Consider the following 17,335-nt stretch of genomic DNA (forward strand, 5'->3'; position numbering starts at 1 on the left):
AATCGGTTGTCCGATCTTACGAATAAAAGGAGTTGATTATGAAAGCCTGTCTGCTGATTTTCTGTCTGCTTATTTCTTCACTCAGTGTTGCTGCAATCAAAGAGCAAACCCTGGATTATATGGATGGCAATACCACGCTTGAAGGTGTGCTGGTCTACGATGATGCCTGGAAAGGTCCTCGTCCCGTTGTAGTTATTATTCATCAGTTCATGGGGCTGACTGAATATGAAAAGATGCGCGCCCGCATGCTAGCTAACGAAGGCTATGTCGCCTTTGCTGCTGATATTTACGGAAAAGGCGTGCGCCCTAAAACCCCGGCAGAGGCTTTTCAACTTGTTGCTAAGCACATGGGTGATATCCCTCTGTACCGCAGTCGCGTGAAAGCAGCAGTGGATTTTGTCGCCACCCGTGGTGAAGTGATAGCGGCAAAAACCGTTGTCATGGGTTATTGTTTTGGTGGGGCCGGTGCCTTAGAGGCTGCTCGAGCGAACTTAGATAACGTTGTTGGTGCCGTTAGCTTCCACGGCGTGCTTTCAACTCCGAACCCACAGGACACACAAAATGTGAAAGCAAGTATTCTTGTCGCCCACGGAGCAATTGATCCCATCGTTCCGCGCACGCAAGTGGAAGGCTTTTTAGACGAAATGAATCGCGCCAATGCTGATTATAAATTCGTAGCGTATGCTAACGCCGTTCATTCCTTTACGCACCAAGAAGCCGGCGATGATCCTTCCGATGGCGTTGCTTATAACGAAATCGCCGACAAACGTTCATGGCGGGATTTCATGGATTTTCTAAATGAAGTGGCGCCTACTTCGGTGAAGTAATATGAAGCCTTAGCCGTTGGATGGTGTTATTTAATTTCATCATCGTATTTTGGGAAACTTTTTTACTACACATAATGTAGCGATTTTCGCCATAGGGACCGAATTCAGGGAAGTTATAGATGCGGAAACTGCCGGGATGAGCTTTGTCCTGGTATTCCGCTTCTTCTTTGGTAACCACAGCAATATCCGCTCGCCCATTTTTTACCATTTCGTATATACGACTGACTTCACCATCGATGGTTAATGTCTTTGGTGAATACTTCATCAAAAGTTCTTCAATTCTTGGCCCATAGGTGAAACGCGAAAATAAAATCAACAGCAGGTGCTTATTTCCAAATACAGTTTCAATATTCGAGCTTAGATTTAAGCGCGGGGAGCTGATTAGAACCCAAGGTCCATCCAAATAAATCGGCAAAGTGAACTGCGCAAACAGATCCCTCTCTTGCGACCTTTTAAATCCAAGCGAACAATCAGACCCCTGGTTTTCTTTTAGTATTCTCAACTGACGTCGCGCCGGGGTTTTCTTAAGTTTATAAGGAACATCCGCATCTTTGAAAATCTGCAAAACCAAATCAGCAGTAAGCCCTGTGGGCATATGATTTTTTTCAAACATGAATGGCGGGCGGTCGTAATAATGAAGCGTGATTTCTTCGGTGTTTTGTTTTGAAAAACTATTTTGAGAAAATAGGAACGAACTTAGAATTAACCAAAGTGTACCGAATAAATTCATGGGCGGACATTAACAACCTCCAATCATAGAAGTCACGGAAGTAACTTTCACTATTGCGCTTAGTTGAAAACTACGTCGGCCATAGGAGTTTTATAGAGTATTTACTTAACGGGCGAAGTGGCTGAACAAGGTGTGTTCTTCACTAACGGTAAAGTGAAAATAAAGCTGGTTCCAAATCCTAATTTAGACTCAAACCAAATTTTTCCACCGTAACCTTCGACTATTTTTTTACAGACGGCCAGGCCGACGCCGGAACCTTCGGTTTTTTCGCTGACTTCTTTTGCGCGTTCAAAAAGGCCAAATATCTTTTCAGAGTAAGCAGGGTCAATCCCAATGCCGTTATCTGAAATCTTAAACTGATTCATATTTTCATTTTGCTCACACTGGATTTTGATTTCTGGGTGTACGCCGGGTTTGCTGTATTTTAAAGAATTTCCGATCAGGTTCTGAAATAGTTCGATAAGCAAAATCTCGTCACCACACACATGGGGTAATGGTGCCACTTCCACGTTCGCTTCTTTCCCGGCGATTTCTGACTGAAGGTTCGTGATCGCAAGATCCACGATGTGGTTCGTATCTAACTCAACGGGTTTAGAAGAAACAGTTCCAGAGCGTGCGTATTCCAGCAAGACTTCGATTAACTTTACCGCTTTTGTGCCAAGACGATGAATGGTCTCTGCGTACTGATGGGCAGGTTGCTCTTTTGAAGTTTCATCCATTATAAGTTCTGAATAAGAAATCATTGAAGCCACCGGTGAACGCAAGTCATGTGCTGCAATGGCACTGAATTTATCTAGCTCAATCAGTCTTTGCGCAAGCTCCCTGGTTTTTTCCGCGACTCTTTCTTCTAAGGTTTCATTTAATTCTTTAAGCTGTGCTTCTGTGGTTTTAGAAACCTTAAGACTTTTCATCAGGGTTTGAATTAGATAACCCATGAACGAAAGCACTAGGGAAACAGCCGTCCCCACAACTAGAATCAGAGTCGATAGAAAATCATCCTCTGGCAGTCGCACCACATAGGCTTGCCAAACAATAAGCGTAATAATGAATGTGCAAAGTCCAAGTATAACGGGCCACCATTGTTTGATATTGGCTTTATTGGATTCGAATTCAAGATAAGTAAGACTGATCCCGGCTGCGATCAGTGTTACCGCCGTGTGAAAGGCCATGGCGTTTAATCCAACATCTGCAGTCGGCCCAAGATCATAATAGTTTGCAATCAGTGCTGCGACAGGAATTGCGATGACCGCGGGCCCAAAAAGCCCAAAGATCATTGATTTTTTTCTAAAGTCACTGGTGAATGGCGCAATAAGAGCGACGGCAATAAAGAAAAAGCAAGTGCGAGTGTAGGGCGAAAGATAACTTTCGATGTTCAAAGTTTCGGGGCTTTTAAAATAAGGGCCCACTCTCTGGTCCCACCAAGCATTGATTTGGAAAAAACGCACGCCTGTGAATGCAATTAGCCCGATAATGTACCCACAGGCCTGACTTAGGCGCGGAAAATAAAATAGGTAAAAGAAAATCCCAAAGCCAGTGAAAAACAAACCCAAGGCAGTTCGTTCATTCATCACAGCCCCACGATCCCACGCCGTAAGAAGATCTACGGAATTAATCTGCCAACCAATCAGAACAAGAATTCCAATAAGTGTAATAAATAATGCAAATCCGAAGGAAATCTTTGTCGCGGTTTTTTCAAAATGAAGCTTATGAGAAACTTTTTGTCCCATGAGTACATAGTAAAACTATTACTTAACTGGGAGTAAGAAAATGCTCATGTAAAGTCACGTCTAAGTGTCTACTAACAAGGCCTCTATGGATTTCAACATCGGACTAAGGGATGCTTCATACTGCGCAACCGAACATTCGCCTCGGTCTACGGCAATGCGTGCAAGAGCAATTGCATTTGCTACGTTTGCTAAGTTAGCTGCTGTATTCCCGTGGGAAAGTCGAGCTTGGGCCAGGATCTTATTTTCGATTTCAATAGATTCCATAAACCATAAAAGATAACCCCCAGACTCATCATTGAGACTGGAACCTGCGGAGATTAAATCTTGAACGGCAATTATCTTAGACATGCCCTTATTTTAAACTGCAAGTGTGTCTAAACTAATTAGCAATTATGAAGTTTTGGTGACAATTAAATCCGCCTCAGCTAAATACGCGACTGACAAAGGAACTTCCATGAATCCGTCTTTAAATATTCGCAAAGCAAAATCCGGTGATTCCCATATAATTTTAAGTCTGATCAAAGAGCTAGCAGAGTACGAAAAGCTTCCTCACGAAGTCGTTACGAATGCTGAAGAACTAGAAAAAGAACTCTTCACAGAAAAATCTCCGGTCGAAGTTTTGATTGCAGAATGGGATCAGCAACCCGTGGGCTTTGCGCTTTTCTTCCACAACTTCAGTACGTGGTTAGGTAAAAAGGGGATTTATCTAGAAGATCTTTATGTACAGCCCCATTTGCGCGGTAAGGGCATCGGTAAGGCGCTTTTAAAAACGATTGCACAGATCGCAGTGGCAAGAAATTGCGGCAGGGTAGAGTGGTCAGTATTAGACTGGAATAAGCCTGCTATTGATTTCTACGAATCATTGAAGGCCGTTCCAATGAGTGAGTGGACGGTGTACCGCTTAACGGGCTCGGCTCTCTCGACTTTTTCACAAGAATAAGTTTAGTTTCATTACAGAGCAAAATCAGAAATAGTTTTCTAGGTCCGCGAATATACTTAATTTTGTTGGATATTCATAAGATTAACCTCGCATTACAAAATTTTGCTTAAGTCCCTTTAGTATCCCTCCGAGAAATTGCATTATCAAATTGCAACCTTGGAGCGTGGTTCATGAATTTTCAATCTTGGTTCAAAGGAATTAAGGGCAAACTATTATTAGCGGCTGTATTTCCAGTTATTGGTTTTGCAGTTTTAGGAGCAGTGGCATTTCAAGGCGTAGAACAAGTTTTAGTTCTATTATCTGAAGCCAATGACCAAGTGATCCCCACTTTTGAGGGTGTTGGTGAAATGCGCCAATCCCGCAATAAGTTCTTATATCAATCATGGGCAGCCATTGGTGAGATTGAAGATAAAGAGCGCGTCACAAAACGTTTAGCGTCAGCGCAAGAAGCCATTGGTGAATTTAGAAAAGCCCAAGAGGAGTATGATCCAATTCCTCGTACTCCAGAAGAAGACGTGGCTTACCAAGAAGTAAAGCCATTATTCCCTGAGTATTATGCATCTATGGATAAAGTGATTGCTTTGATTGAGTCAGGCGACCCGCAAAAAATCGAAGAAGCCAAAGGCATGCTTAAAGGAAATCTTGATAAGGTCAGCGGCAAAATCAGAAATTGGAATAAAGTCGTTGTCGAAATCTATTCTAAAATGGCGAAAGACGGTGTGGTGAAAGCAAGAGCCGAAGAAGCTTTTGTCATGAAGACGGTGATCGCAGTTACTTGTTTCAGTGCATTTTTGATTTTCGGATTATTACTGTGGATCGCATCACGCGTGTCTTCATCAGTTTCTTCTATCGCTGACCGTTTATCTACGGCGAGTTCAAGAGTAGCGACTTCTGTAGAACAGTTGAATGAAGCTGGTAACAGTTTGTCGCAATCGTCAACGGAAGCAGCAGCTTCACTTGAAGAAACAGTGGCAGCCCTTGAAGAAATGACTTCAATGGTGCAAATGAATTCAGATAATGCAAAACAGGCAGCCGCTCTTTCAGCCTCTTCTAAAGATTCAGCTGAAACAGGTGAACAAGAAATCAAAAATCTGATTCACTCTATGGGTGCGATCTCTCAATCTTCTAAAAAGATCGAAGAAATCATCGACGTGATTGACGACATTGCATTCCAAACGAACTTGTTGGCCCTGAATGCCGCGGTTGAAGCTGCTAGAGCCGGTGAGCAAGGTAAAGGTTTCGCGGTGGTTGCAGAAGCGGTTCGCTCTTTGGCGCAAAGAAGTGCTTCCTCTGCAAAAGAGATTTCAACTTTGATCAAAGACTCTGTGTCGCAAATTGAAGATGGCAGCCGCATTGCTGACCAAAGTGGAGAATCTTTAGCAAACATCGTAAATTCGATTAAAAAAGTGGCTGATCTAAATAATGAAATCGCCGCTGCAAGTGCTGAACAAACAACAGGTATTCAGCAAATCAGCAAAGCGATGAATCAGTTAGATCAAGCAGCACAAGCTAACGCTGCTTCCGCTGAAGAAATCGCAGCGACAAGCAGTGAGATCAACAACCTGGCAAATACGGCTCAGAATCTGACGGTGGAATTGAATCAAACAATCATGGGAGGCGCGCAAACAACTGCTACGGAAACTTCCCATGTTGAAGAAGTAAAACGCGTTCAAAAAACTAATGTGGTAAATATAAAAACCGCACAAAAATCGGTAATGTCTGCAAAGTCTGCGTCAAGCATCATTCCTTTTGATGATGAGGAACGCTCGAAAGTTGGGACGACCGATGGCTTTTAATAATTAATTCTAAACTAAAAACGAATTAATTGCAGAAGGAGGAGAAATCCTCCTTTTCTGTTTTGGACACCGTATTAAAGACCATTACAAACCCTTCTTATCCCAAAAAACTCCTTAAGATTTACATTACAAAACCGAAATGTTTGGTGTAGGAGTTAGTTATGTCTGATCTTAAAGTGATCAAAAAACGCAGTGATAATAATTTGTTAGAAGTCGACCTCGACGAAGCTCGGGAAGACGGCCGTGACCTCCTAGAACGAGTTATTAAAGGTATTGTCGATTATCCAGAATCGGTGGCAGTAAGCTTTTCGGTGGGCGATAAGACCACAGTATACAAGGTTGAGTGCGATAAAAAGTGCCTTGGCCAGGTCATCGGCAGCAAAGGTAAGAACATCACCGGTGTGCGTGCCGTGATTGCTGCAACACTTGCTCGCAAAGGCATTCGCGCTATCGTTGAAATTCCCTATCATATTATTGAAACATAGTCTTCTCGATCCGTAGTAAGTTCTAAATCCTGCATAAGAAATGTGCGCGCTGCTATGAGTCTTGGTGTGCACATCGAACTTCTGTAAACTTTTTTCTATGTTTAAGAAGTTAAAAGAATTTCGTCAGCGTTTCATTTCATTTAAACAAAGTGGAAAAGTTCATAGTGATCTTGATGTTCTGCTGTCATCGGCATCGGAACAAAAGTTATTAGAAGATAAACTTGCTTGGTTAGTAAAAGTATTGCAGTGGATCCGCTTTGAAGGCGCTGCGGATTCGCATTTGGTCAAAGAAACCGGGCAACTGCCTTTAGCGCGCTTAAAATTCTTCTTACTTGTCTTAGATAGAAATCCAGATTGGAAAAAAGCGGTGGCGAAAAACCTTCGCGCCGTTGTAAAGCAAGTCAGTGGTCTAGAGCTTTATGCAGAGACCGGTCTTCCCCGGGAACTCGGAATCTGGAGTGAGTTCATTGACCGGATGAATTTAAAAATTCTGCCTAATCCGCCTTTGGATCAAGAGCTTGCTTATCTTTTCTGGGCGCTATTCCCGGATCGTGATGATCCTTTGTGGCTCGCTTCCATCGATGATTCGACCTTTGCGAAGCTTGCAGGCCTTTTCAGTTTTGAAGTCGATGCGGATGAAAGTGATTGGAATCGTTTGCGCCATGATATGGAAGATGCCCTAGTGTATCTTGTCATTCAAGTGCGTGCCATTGGCCTTTCACCGGCGATACGTTCGCGCTTTGAAAATAAAAACTTCCGCGACTCTGCATTTTTTAGCGCCGTCAGAGGACTTGAAGAATTCTTAAACGCCTATCATGCCGGGAACCGCGAATTAGCAGCAGAGAAAGCTTCGCGGTTTCGTCTGATCCTGTGGGAGTGCCGTCGTGAAATTCAGCAGGTTCATAAGCACCTTGATCAATTCGGTGTCAGCGTAAACTTAGTTTTTCAAATGGCACGCCTGAATATCTTTTTGCAAAGAATCGACGGTCTTATAGATATGTTGCTGATGGAAAAAGTCGATGGCGACAGAGTCACGAGTTTTCTTTCAAAGCTTGTCGCTGAAAATCAGGATCTGCGCAGCGTGCGCACGTTATTTTCTCAAAACATCTCTTTGCTTTCAAAAAAAGTGGCAGAGCGTGCAGCCGAAACGGGCGAGCACTATATTACGCGCACCCGCGAGGAATATCGTCACATGCTCATGGCAGCCGGCGGCGGTGGGGCCTTCACCGGATTAACTACCTACATAAAAGTCGGAGTGGTCAGCTTAGGTCTTGCAGGATTTGCGGAAGGTTTTTTGGCCTCATTAAATTACGCCATCAGCTTTGTCGCTATTCAGCTTGCAGGATTCACCTTAGGAACTAAGCAGCCGGCGATGACAGCCCCTGCTTTAGCGACCAAAATGAGTGATGTGGAATCCACGGGTAAGAATGAAGAACTAGTGACCGAAATAGTTCACTTGATCCGTTCGCAAGTGGCTGCAGTAACCGGGAACGTTCTTTTTGTTATTCCCACGGTTTTATTAATCGATACTTTTTTCTTCCTTCTTTTTGGTCGACACATTATGGGTCAGGAAAAGGCCGTGGCGGCTTACCAGTCTGTCGATATCTTTGGCCCGGTCCTTGTCTTTGCAGCGTTCACCGGAGTGCTATTATGGCTTTCAAGTCTTATCGCGGGGTGGGGAGACAACTGGTTTGCCTTACACTCAATGCGAAAGACCTTGGCTCGCAGTCCAACTTTAGTGGCGGTTTTTTCAAAAAAAGGTGCTGATGATATTGCCTCTTTTCTTGAAAAGAATATTTCCGGTTTCTTTGGTAATATTTCACTAGGAATTATGTTGGGGATGACGCCCGAAATTCTAAAATTTCTAGGCATTCCATTAGACGTTAGACACGTGACTTTATCTTCTGGAAGCCTAGGGGCCGCATTGCCAGTGCTGGGACCGGATTTCTTTTCAACGCCTGAGTTCTGGCGCGCAGCCATTGGTATTTTCTTTATTGGGGTCTTTAACGTCGCTATCAGTTTTTGGTTGGCCCTGATGGTCGCTATCAAAGCTAGAAACGTAAACCCTCCGCAACGCCGGGCCCTTCGCAATGCCATCCTTAAAAGATTTCTGGCAGAGCCATTCAGTTTCTTTTTCCCCGTGGGTCGTCATATCGCCAAGGATTCTGAAGGGGCGAATCACTAATGTACGAAATCTCCGTGGTCATTCCTGCCTACAACGAAGAGACGAGATTGCCAGAGACGCTGAAATCTCTTCGTCAATTTGCTGAAAAGAACACGGGGGAGTTAAAATTTAAAGAAGTGCTGGTGGTTGATGACGGCTCTAAAGACGCAACAGAGCACGTTTTATTGCGTACTGAAAAGGACTGGAGCGAGCTTAAGCATTTTTCTTTTTCCGTAAATCAAGGTAAAGGTGCTGCTGTTCACAAGGGATTGCGCGAAGCTGCAAGTGAATATGTTTTAATTGCCGACGCCGATATGGCGACACCTTGGGAAGAAGCATTTAAGTTAATAAATGAAATCCATAATAATGATTTAGTGATGGGTTCCCGCGCTTTGCCTGAAAGTGACATCATCGTTAGGCAACACTGGCTTCGTCAGAATTTGGGAAAGACCTTTAATAAGATTATACGTTTATTCATTGGTTTACCATTTAAAGACACTCAATGTGGTTTCAAGCTTTTGCGAAATGATTTTCTTTTTCGCACGACGGTTCTTCCTCATTTAAAAGTTTCGCGCTTTGCCTGGGATGTGGAACTGATTCTTTTAATGATGAAACATCATCGTACAATCAAAGAGGTCGGAGTCCGTTGGCGACACCAGGAACAATCCCATGTGCGTATTTTAAAAGACAGTTTTGAAATGCTTTGGACAGTGTGGAAGCTGCGTCGTCGCTAGAGACTGAGGTTTTATTCTGCGTTTGAACAAAAAAATGAAGACATGATGAGTCAATTTCATTGATTTAATATTAAGCAGCAATAATGGTCGCATCTGATACGAACTATAAGACTTTCTAATACTTAGCTCTGAGTGCTTGGTAATTTTGAATTGAGGTTCCAAATTGGAACTGCACTAGAGTGACAGAAAATTTCACTTTTTCCTGTGGAAAATTATTTTTAGGTGGTTCCAAAAGAGTACTTGATAAATCTTTCAAGCTGAAATGAAGTGCCTCCTCATAAGGACTTCAATAGTGAAAGTCCATGGATTTGGGGGGGGATTTATGAAACTCAACGTTTTCGCACTTATCCTGTCAGCGTTGTTAGCGACTACAGCTCATGCAGAGCGCGTGATCGTAATTATGAAAGATAAAGAGGCTTTCAATAATGCAAACCAAGCGTATAAGATGAAGGGGTCTTCTTATGCACTTAAAGGTTTCAAATTGGGTGGCCAACAAGCAGTAGAAGGTCAAGTTCAAGATACTCTTGAAAACTTGAACACTCTTATTGTTGATACAAAAAATGAAGCTGAGATTGAAAAGCTTAAAGCTAATCCAGCTGTTGCCTACGTTGAAAAAGAAATTTTTCACGCAGCTCCTCGTCCAGTAAAAGGTTTCTTAGCTAAAGCACAACCTTCACAACAACAAAAAATCGGCCAAAAAACTCCATGGGGTATTTTGACTGTGAAAGCTCCACAAGCATGGGCGATCTCTAATAAAGGTCAGGGCGCTCGCGTTCTAGTACTAGATACTGGTATCGACGATGCTCACCCATCTTTAAAAGCAAACTTTGAAAAAGGCCAAGATTTCACTGGCGATTCAAACGGTTCTGATTACACAGATAAAGTAGGTCACGGTACTCACGTAGCGGGAACTATCGCTGGTGTTATGGACAGAACTGGCTTCACAGGTGTTGCTCCAAAAGCAAAAATCCTAGCAGGTCGCGTATGTGCTGAAAACGGTTGCTCAAACATCGCTATCGCTCAAGGTATCAACTGGGGTATCAAAGAGAAAGTTGATGTCATCAATATGTCCCTTGGTGGTATGTGGTCGACTCCTGCTGAGCGCCAAGCTGTGGCAGCTGCTGATAAAGCAGGTGTTGTCGTAGTAGCAGCTTCTGGTAACAACGGAACTAACAAAGTTTCTTTCCCAGCAGCTCTTGGTACTGTTATCGCAGTTGGTGCGATTGACAGCAACCTAGCAAAAGCAGACTTCTCTCAATGGGGTCCTGAGTTGGCGATCGTAGCTCCAGGTGTTGCGGTTGAATCATCTGTACCACAAGGTTCAGGTCGTGAAGCCCATGTTGAAGTTTCTGTTGGCAACAAATCTGGCCGCGTAAACTCAACAACTTTCCAAGGTGCTAAAGAACTTCTTCAACCTGAAACAAACGTTTTGGTTGCTGCAGGTCTTGGTAAAGTGGAAGATTTCGCGAAAATTAACGTTAAAGGCAAATACGCTTTGATCGCTCGTGGCGAAATCAAATTCAGCGAAAAAATTGAAAACGCTATTAAAGCGGGTGCAACTGGTGCAGTTATCTACAACAATGCTCCTGGTTTGATTCAAGGTGCATTGACTGAAGACGGTTCAGTTCTTCCAATCGCTGTGTTCATGATTGAACAGCAAGTTGGTTTGGAAATCGTTAAACTTCTAACAGCTGGTGAAGCGGTTAAAGCAACACTTCAAACTAAAGCGACTGATTACGCAGCTTTCGATGGTACTTCAATGGCAAGCCCTCACGTAGCGGGTGTTGTTGCTCTAGTTAAATCAGCTAATAAAGCTCTTAACGGTGCACAAGTTAAAGCTATCTTGAAACAAACTGCTCAACCTTTGGGACCTAACACTAACAACGAGTATGGTTCTGGACTAGTAAACGCAGAAGCTGCAGTATCTGCTGCTCTTCAAGCAAAATAAGACTGTTTTGCTTCGCTGAAGGCGGAGGCAAGACAAATTAACAATAAGTTTTTGAAAACGGCCCTTTTTGGGGCCGTTTTTTATTTGTGGGCCTTCTATAGTTTTGCAACAATGAACGTATGCATAACTTACCCGCAATGATTACTGACCTTGCATTGATTCTTGGCACTGCCGGCCTTGTGACTCTTATTTTCAAAAAATTGAATCAGCCCATTGTGCTGGGGTATTTAGTTGCGGGATTCCTTGTTGGTCCGAAAACTTCAATTTTCCCCACGGTAGTAGGTGCAGAAAGTATTCACCTTTGGGCTGAAATTGGGGTGATCTTTTTATTATTTGCCCTGGGCCTTGAATTTAGTTTCAAAAAGCTTTTTAGGGTGGGTGGATCTGCCGGTTTCACCGCCGTTTTTGAAATCTCATTTATGATCCTGATTGGATACATCACTGGAAGATTCCTGGGATGGAGCACGATGGATAGTTTGTTCCTCGGCGGGATTCTTTCGATTTCTTCGACCTCCATAATTATTCGAACAGTTGAAGAGCTAGGTTTTAAAAACATGAAGTTCGTTGGGATGGTCTTTGGAATCTTAGTTATTGAAGATCTTGTGGCCGTGCTGCTTATGGTTCTTTTGACAACCGTAGCCTTAACCCGGGACTTCGTCGGAAGTGAAATGTTGGGAGCAATCGTTAAACTTGCTTTCTTTTTATCGATCTGGTTCGTGGCAGGAATTTTCTTACTTCCTTCATTCTTAAAAAGAGCCCAAAGACTGCTAACCGAAGAAACAGTTCTGGTTGTGGCGGTAGGCTTGTGTCTTTTGATGGTGGTGTTTGCAAGCAATGTGGGTTTTTCAAGCGCTCTCGGGGCTTTCATCACCGGCAGTATTCTGGCTGAAACTATTGAAGGAGAGCGCATACACCATTTGGTGGCTCCCATTAAGAATTTATTTTCTGCGGTGTTTTTTATTTCCGTGGGAATGCTTATCGATCCGCATATTATCGCCGTATACTGGAAGGAAGTTTTACTATTATCTAGCATCGTGATCGTCGGGAAAACTTTGTTCGTCGCGACGGGTTCCGTGCTTTCCGGTCAAACGTTAAAGTCCTCAGTGCAATCCGGGATGGCCCTTTCGCAAATCGGTGAGTTCTCGTTCATCATCGCGACCCTGGGTTTAAATTTAAAAGTTATCAGCGAAACTATTTATCCTTTAGCAGTGGCAGTGTCCGTAGTGACTGCATTTACAACCCCTTACATGCTAAAGTACTCAGGCAAGGTATACGGATTCATTGAAAAGATCCTGCCACCAAGAATTGTTGCTACGTTAGATTCCTATAGCGTCATGTCCTTTGCTTTATCGGCCAATCGCGATTGGCGAGAGCAAGTTCGCGCTTACGTCATAAAAATCATTTTAAATTCCGTGGTGGTTGTAGCGATCTTTTTATTAATGGCGCGAGTGTCATTGCCGTTTCTGCTTGAACGGCAAGTAGAAGAGGGACCAGCGAAGTTTATCGCCCTCAGTGCGACATTGTTTTTAAGTGCTCCTTTTCTTTGGGCCTTGGCTTTCGGGCGAACTAAAAAGTTTGATCAATTGGTATTGCAACAAGATAAAAGCAACCTAAGTTATGTGTTTTTAGTTTCTCGCATCATGCTGGCCGTAGGGCTTTTAGGGGCGATGGTGGCGCAATTCGTGCCTTTGCGATGGGCTGTCGGAATCACACTCTGGATGGTTGTAGTTGTCGGTTACATTCTGTCCCATAAGTTAAAGACGGTTTATCATTGGTTTGAAAACAGGTTTCTTTCAAATCTGCATGATGATGTTACGAAAAAGAAGGCGCGCCCCAGTTCTCGTGCCTTGGCTCCGTGGGATGCGCATATCACTGAATTTGAAATTCCAGCGGAAGTTCCCTACGTGGGAATCAAGCTGCATGAACTCTCGATTCGCGAAAGATTCGGTGTAACGGTGGCTTTGATAGAGCGGGGTCGCTTAAAAATCACCGCACCCGGGCGAAATGAATGTCTTATGCCCCATGATGTGATTCACGTGATTGGAACCGATGCTCAGCTTTTGGATTTTAAAAAGTTCATTCAAATGGAAACGGCAGAGGGCATGCCCCATAGGCATGAAGAATTGCAATCTGATTACAGCCTAGAGCAATATTTGTTGTCGGATACATCGCCATTTTTAAATTTAAGCATCCGTGAGTGTGGTTTACGTGAAGCGACCCGCGGCTTGGTGGTAGGTATTGAGCGTGAAGGCCAACGGATTTTAAATCCAGATTCCACAGTGAAACTAATAAAAGGTGATTTGCTTTGGATCGTAGGTGACCGCGAGAAGATTCTATCGCTTCGCTAGCGGTTAAGCTTATGAACGTGCAGCTATACTAGTTATAACTTCCATTGAATCAGCTTATTTAAGATCTTCATCTTCAAGCCTGTATAAGGCGGATAGGTCACGCGCAACAAGATACCCAGCCATGATTGACGTAGCACCGCCTTTTCGTGGCTGAAGGCCCTAAAGCCATGAACACCATGGTAGCTGCCAATTCCACTGGGACCGACACCGCCAAAAGGGAGGTGAGGATTGGCTAGATGAATAATAGAATCATTCACGCAAACCCCACCAGAGCTTGTTTCTTTCAATATAGCGCTGATATTACTTTCACTTTGCGAATAAATATAAAGCGCCAATGGCTTTGGCCTTTCATTCACAAAATGGATGGCTTCGTGAATATCTTTAAATTCAATAAGGGGAAGAATGGGGCCAAAGATTTCATCCTGCATAACGGTCGCATGGGGATCGACTTTGTGTAAGACGGTTGGGGCAACATAGCGGTTCTGCAAATCCACTTCGCCACCGGTGATGATCTCAGCATTAAGGCTTAGAGCATTTTGAATTAATTCCTGCAGACGTTCAGTATGTTTTTGCGTGATGATCCTGGCAAAATCAGGAGAGTTCTTTTTTTCTAAATCCGACGATCCATAAAACTGATTGAGAGTGGCAATAAAAATCGACTTAAAGTCGTTAATAATATTTTTTTGCACTAAAATATAATCCGGTGCTACACAAGTTTGGCCTGCATTTATGAATTTAGACCAAACCAACTTTTCGCAAGCGATTTTTAGATTGGCAGAGGAATCAATGATCGTTGGGGATTTTCCACCTAGCTCCAAAGTGATGCTGCTAAGGTGTTTGCTTGCAGCCTCCATAATGATCTTTCCGACCCGGGTACTGCCAGTGAAAAAGATGTGATCAAAGGGAAGTTCTAAAAGTTCTTGAGTCGTTTCTGGGCCGCCTTCAACGATCGCGACGATTTCTTCAGGAAAGGCCTCTTTGATAATTTTAATTAGGATCTTATTAGTGGCTGGCGTAAATTCGGAAGGTTTAATAAAGGCCGTGTTCCCAGCAGCTACAGCGCAGATCAAAGGCGAGATGCACAATTGAAAAGGATAGTTCCAAGGGCCGACGATTAAGCACACTCCGCGCGGTTCGGAAATTACAAAATTCTGAGTACCCAACATCGTGATCGGGGCTTTGACCTTTTTGGGTTTAGTCCATGATTTCAGGTTTCTTTTAGCCAGGCGAATTTCGTGCATCACCGGAAAAATTTCTGTGAGCAAAGTTTCTGCCTTTGGTTTTGAAAAATCCGAAACTAACGCCGCCGAAATATCTTCAAGATTGTTTTGAATGGCTTTTTCAAGGTGGCTTAAAAATTCCAGTCGAACGCTAATATCTTGTTTTCTTAAGCGCAGACTTGCAGCTTTTTGGTGCAGAAAGATTTTCTCTAAGGAAGTTTCAACCATTCCTAAATCCTAGGATTGGCCGAGTGTTCATTCAAGGCAAAAAAAATGGGGGGTCTTATCGACCCCCCTGACTTGAACAGGGGAACCACCAAACCCTGTCGAAGTCGCAAATTTAAATCTATTTCTTATTCTTAACTCGGACTCTTGCTTCAGCATTTGCGATCGTCATCCATAATGCATACATCACGATGACCGAATATAAGAGGCAGAACATTGCTACATCATGTAAGTCCGTCATTCCTTGTTTCTCCTTATGGCGGCCTTCCTTGGCCTCGGAACAAGTAGTGCCATCCTAGCGTCTTCTTGTTTTCCGTCTAAGAGCATCCATGCTCTTGTTATAATGATGCGGCAGGGGGGAAATGGGGTTAAAGAAATTTGCTAAAAATGTGGGCAAAGAAGGTCTAGAAACCGGCTGTGGCGCGAAATCCAATGTATTGACTCTGAGGATTATTGGGGGATAATTGAGTCTCGCGCGCGGATGGTGGAATTGGTAGACACGTACGTTTGAGGGGCGTATGCGCAAGCGTGAGGGTTCAAGTCCCTCTCCGCGCACCACTTAGTAGGCTTCCTTGCCTTGGTTGCTTCGGACAGTCCTCGCTCTTTTTTTTTCTGTTGCTTAGGAATGGTTTGGTTCGTTGGCATTTTTTGCCTTCGTCCTCATATTGTATTGGCTGCGGAACTTGCAACCAAGGCAAGGAAGCCTACTAAGTGGTACGCGGAATCGACGTGAACTCACGGCGTGCTTTTTGTTGGGGGCGACCTTGGCGTTTTCGTCGCTGCTTCGCTGGAGGAGGTTAGTATTGTGTGAACGTCATATATTGCGGGGCTACGATAGAACTCCAGTTGTAAAGCTGGTTGTCGTAAGTAGCTAAGACAATCCTAGAAGCTCCAGGTTCAGCGATATAAATATTCCCGACAGCATCAACAGCAATTCCTGTAGCTCCATTAAGCCCATCTGCGACAGTGGTTTTACCATCAGGGTTTTGTTGGTGGAATCTGTAGACCTTAGCGTTCGTCGCTGCGCCTTCAGCAACAAAGACTCTTCCTGTGGCGTCGGTGGCAATCATAACGGGTTCAGTGACAGAGGTATTAGGGGAGGTTTGTTCTTTTCCCCAGAATACTTTTGATTCATCATATAAACCAACTAACATTAAATCGTTAACCCCGAACGCTAGGGCCGTGGCTCTTGAGTTGTAGCTTGCCATGACTTTTCCATCGCTCGCTCTAATGACGTTGTTTAAACCTTCTTGTGTCACATAGGCTTCACCGAAAGAATCCACGGCTACTACGGTGGGAATGTTCAATCCTGTTCTGACCACTGTGACTGCTTTGGAAGAAAGATCAACTTTGATCAATTGCGAAGAACCTGCTTCAACGACCCACAAATTATTAAACTTATCGGTCGCGACTCCTTTGGGGTCGTTAAGTCCTGTGACGAAAGTGGATTTGCTTCCATCTTGTTCAAATTTAAATATCGTCCCAGTGCCATCGCCAGAACTTACGTACAACGGAAAATCAAATATTGGCGCCTGACCGACCCTTAACAGTGGCGAAGGGCCGCGGCCGCAACCTAAGATAAAAAACAAAATTGATAAGAAAACTAAAATGTTCTTCACAAGCTTTTCCTTAGAACTGATAGCCAATACCTATTAAAGGATATCCATCGGTTTGTTGAATAGGTTCGTCCAATTCAGTTCCATCTTGTTTTTTAATATTCAACGTTCTGATTTTATAACTGGCTTGAAAGAACCAGCCAGAAGTTCCGCCAGCACCAAGATTGAACCTTGCACCCACCCCGTAAAATGTTCCGTCACCCGTTTGTTCGGCGATGGTTCTATCCGTATAAGCTCTTTTGACTGATAAAGCGTAACCAAGCTCTAAGAAGAAGGGACGAAGATAAACTTCAACCTTAGGACCATAGACAGAATCTTTCTCCGTGGTGCCTTGCATGTCATATTGAAAAAAAGCACCGAACCCAAAGCGTTCACCACTCCAGACGTACTCTGAATGGGAAAGTACAGTGCTTCCCGAAGGCCCATCGCCCCCTTGTTTGGTTGAGCTTGAAAGGGCCATGGCTGAAAAAGAAAAAACATGTTTTTTCCCTGTCGTACTTTGTGCGAAAGCGGACAGGCCAAATCCAAAAACAAATAATAAAATGAAAACTGAAAGCAGACTTCGCATGTTGGAT

At 43.7% G+C, this 17,335-nt stretch carries 14 protein-coding genes and 1 tRNA gene; 9 read left to right on the top strand and 6 right to left on the bottom strand.

Annotated elements, in window-relative coordinates:
• The first annotated feature begins 38 nt into the window (after positions 1-38).
• Entirely contained in the window at positions 39-827 is a 789-nt protein-coding gene (locus MNR06_RS02230; protein ID WP_243538374.1) for a dienelactone hydrolase family protein, read from the top strand.
• Here MNR06_RS02230 and MNR06_RS02235 read toward each other — a convergent pair.
• The 3 genes from MNR06_RS02235 to MNR06_RS02245 all read right to left on the bottom strand — a co-directional run bounded on the left by MNR06_RS02235 (position 811) and on the right by MNR06_RS02245 (position 3,632).
• Positions 811-1,557 carry a type 2 periplasmic-binding domain-containing protein gene (locus tag MNR06_RS02235; RefSeq protein ID WP_243538375.1) on the bottom strand — a complete coding sequence of 249 codons (747 nt, stop codon included), beginning with the start codon at positions 1,555-1,557 and terminating at the stop codon, positions 811-813. The genes MNR06_RS02230 and MNR06_RS02235 overlap by 17 nt on opposite strands.
• A gap of 101 nt (positions 1,558-1,658) precedes the next feature.
• The gene (locus tag MNR06_RS02240; RefSeq protein WP_243538376.1) at positions 1,659-3,284 is read right to left on the bottom strand and encodes an ATP-binding protein; all 1,626 of its coding nucleotides are present in this window, start codon (positions 3,282-3,284) and stop codon (positions 1,659-1,661) included.
• Between the two features lie 60 nt (positions 3,285-3,344).
• Complete coding sequence (locus MNR06_RS02245; protein WP_243538377.1) at positions 3,345-3,632, bottom strand: hypothetical protein; 288 nt, start codon at positions 3,630-3,632, stop codon at positions 3,345-3,347.
• Between the two features lie 106 nt (positions 3,633-3,738).
• Here MNR06_RS02245 and MNR06_RS02250 point away from each other — a divergent pair, with 106 nt between their 5' ends.
• From MNR06_RS02250 to MNR06_RS02280, 7 genes are all read left to right on the top strand, one after another.
• Entirely contained in the window at positions 3,739-4,224 is a 486-nt protein-coding gene (locus MNR06_RS02250; RefSeq protein ID WP_407933234.1) for a GNAT family N-acetyltransferase, read from the top strand.
• Positions 4,225-4,394: 170 nt separating this feature from the next.
• A complete protein-coding gene (locus MNR06_RS02255; RefSeq protein WP_243538379.1) occupies positions 4,395-6,020 on the top strand; it encodes a HAMP domain-containing methyl-accepting chemotaxis protein in 1,626 nt (541 codons plus the stop codon).
• Positions 6,021-6,181: 161 nt separating this feature from the next.
• Entirely contained in the window at positions 6,182-6,505 is a 324-nt protein-coding gene (locus MNR06_RS02260; protein ID WP_243538380.1) for a KH domain-containing protein, read from the top strand.
• Positions 6,506-6,602: 97 nt separating this feature from the next.
• On the top strand, positions 6,603-8,690 hold the full coding sequence (locus MNR06_RS02265; RefSeq protein WP_243538381.1) for a site-specific recombinase: 2,088 nt from the start codon (positions 6,603-6,605) through the stop codon (positions 8,688-8,690).
• Positions 8,690-9,403, top strand: a complete 714-nt coding sequence (locus MNR06_RS02270; protein WP_243538382.1) for a dolichyl-phosphate beta-glucosyltransferase — start codon at positions 8,690-8,692, stop codon at positions 9,401-9,403. Before MNR06_RS02265 ends, MNR06_RS02270 begins: the two co-directional genes overlap by 1 nt.
• A 322-nt stretch (positions 9,404-9,725) precedes the next feature.
• On the top strand, positions 9,726-11,351 hold the full coding sequence (locus MNR06_RS02275; protein WP_243538383.1) for a S8 family serine peptidase: 1,626 nt from the start codon (positions 9,726-9,728) through the stop codon (positions 11,349-11,351).
• A gap of 119 nt (positions 11,352-11,470) precedes the next feature.
• Entirely contained in the window at positions 11,471-13,699 is a 2,229-nt protein-coding gene (locus MNR06_RS02280) for a cation:proton antiporter domain-containing protein (protein WP_243538384.1), read from the top strand.
• 32 nt (positions 13,700-13,731) lie between these two features.
• Here the strand turns inward: MNR06_RS02280 and MNR06_RS02285 are convergent, their stop codons facing one another.
• Positions 13,732-15,147 carry an aldehyde dehydrogenase family protein gene (locus MNR06_RS02285; protein ID WP_243538385.1) on the bottom strand — a complete coding sequence of 472 codons (1,416 nt, stop codon included), beginning with the start codon at positions 15,145-15,147 and terminating at the stop codon, positions 13,732-13,734.
• Positions 15,148-15,619: 472 nt separating this feature from the next.
• Here MNR06_RS02285 and MNR06_RS02290 point away from each other — a divergent pair.
• A tRNA-Leu gene (locus MNR06_RS02290) sits at positions 15,620-15,702 on the top strand.
• Between the two features lie 239 nt (positions 15,703-15,941).
• On the opposite strand, the gene MNR06_RS02295 is transcribed toward MNR06_RS02290, so the two are convergent.
• Together MNR06_RS02295 and MNR06_RS02300 are read right to left on the bottom strand one after the other, a co-directional pair.
• Positions 15,942-16,763, bottom strand: coding sequence for an NHL repeat-containing protein (locus MNR06_RS02295; protein WP_243538386.1), 822 nt, complete (start codon positions 16,761-16,763; stop codon positions 15,942-15,944).
• Between the two features lie 10 nt (positions 16,764-16,773).
• Complete coding sequence (locus tag MNR06_RS02300) at positions 16,774-17,328, bottom strand: hypothetical protein (RefSeq protein WP_243538387.1); 555 nt, start codon at positions 17,326-17,328, stop codon at positions 16,774-16,776.
• Positions 17,329-17,335: the final 7 nt, after the last annotated feature.

This window comes from Bdellovibrio reynosensis (assembly GCF_022814725.1).
Taxonomy (GTDB): domain Bacteria; phylum Bdellovibrionota; class Bdellovibrionia; order Bdellovibrionales; family Bdellovibrionaceae; genus Bdellovibrio; species Bdellovibrio reynosensis.

What these genes read in the sequence shown, in the direction of transcription:
- MNR06_RS02230 (WP_243538374.1), top strand. Translation starts at nt 39, where the DNA reads ATGAAAGCCTGTCTGCTGATTTTCTGTCTGCTTATTTCTTCACTCAGT.
- MNR06_RS02280 (WP_243538384.1), top strand. Translation starts at nt 11,471, where the DNA reads ATGCATAACTTACCCGCAATGATTACTGACCTTGCATTGATTCTTGGC.
- MNR06_RS02240 (WP_243538376.1), bottom strand. Translation starts at nt 3,284, where the DNA reads ATGGGACAAAAAGTTTCTCATAAGCTTCATTTTGAAAAAACCGCGACA.
- MNR06_RS02275 (WP_243538383.1), top strand. Translation starts at nt 9,726, where the DNA reads ATGAAACTCAACGTTTTCGCACTTATCCTGTCAGCGTTGTTAGCGACT.
- MNR06_RS02255 (WP_243538379.1), top strand. Translation starts at nt 4,395, where the DNA reads ATGAATTTTCAATCTTGGTTCAAAGGAATTAAGGGCAAACTATTATTA.
- MNR06_RS02270 (WP_243538382.1), top strand. Translation starts at nt 8,690, where the DNA reads ATGTACGAAATCTCCGTGGTCATTCCTGCCTACAACGAAGAGACGAGA.
- MNR06_RS02235 (WP_243538375.1), bottom strand. Translation starts at nt 1,557, where the DNA reads ATGAATTTATTCGGTACACTTTGGTTAATTCTAAGTTCGTTCCTATTT.
- MNR06_RS02250 (WP_407933234.1), top strand. Translation starts at nt 3,739, where the DNA reads ATGAATCCGTCTTTAAATATTCGCAAAGCAAAATCCGGTGATTCCCAT.
- MNR06_RS02245 (WP_243538377.1), bottom strand. Translation starts at nt 3,632, where the DNA reads ATGTCTAAGATAATTGCCGTTCAAGATTTAATCTCCGCAGGTTCCAGT.
- MNR06_RS02265 (WP_243538381.1), top strand. Translation starts at nt 6,603, where the DNA reads ATGTTTAAGAAGTTAAAAGAATTTCGTCAGCGTTTCATTTCATTTAAA.
- MNR06_RS02300 (WP_243538387.1), bottom strand. Translation starts at nt 17,328, where the DNA reads ATGCGAAGTCTGCTTTCAGTTTTCATTTTATTATTTGTTTTTGGATTT.
- MNR06_RS02260 (WP_243538380.1), top strand. Translation starts at nt 6,182, where the DNA reads ATGTCTGATCTTAAAGTGATCAAAAAACGCAGTGATAATAATTTGTTA.
- MNR06_RS02285 (WP_243538385.1), bottom strand. Translation starts at nt 15,147, where the DNA reads ATGGTTGAAACTTCCTTAGAGAAAATCTTTCTGCACCAAAAAGCTGCA.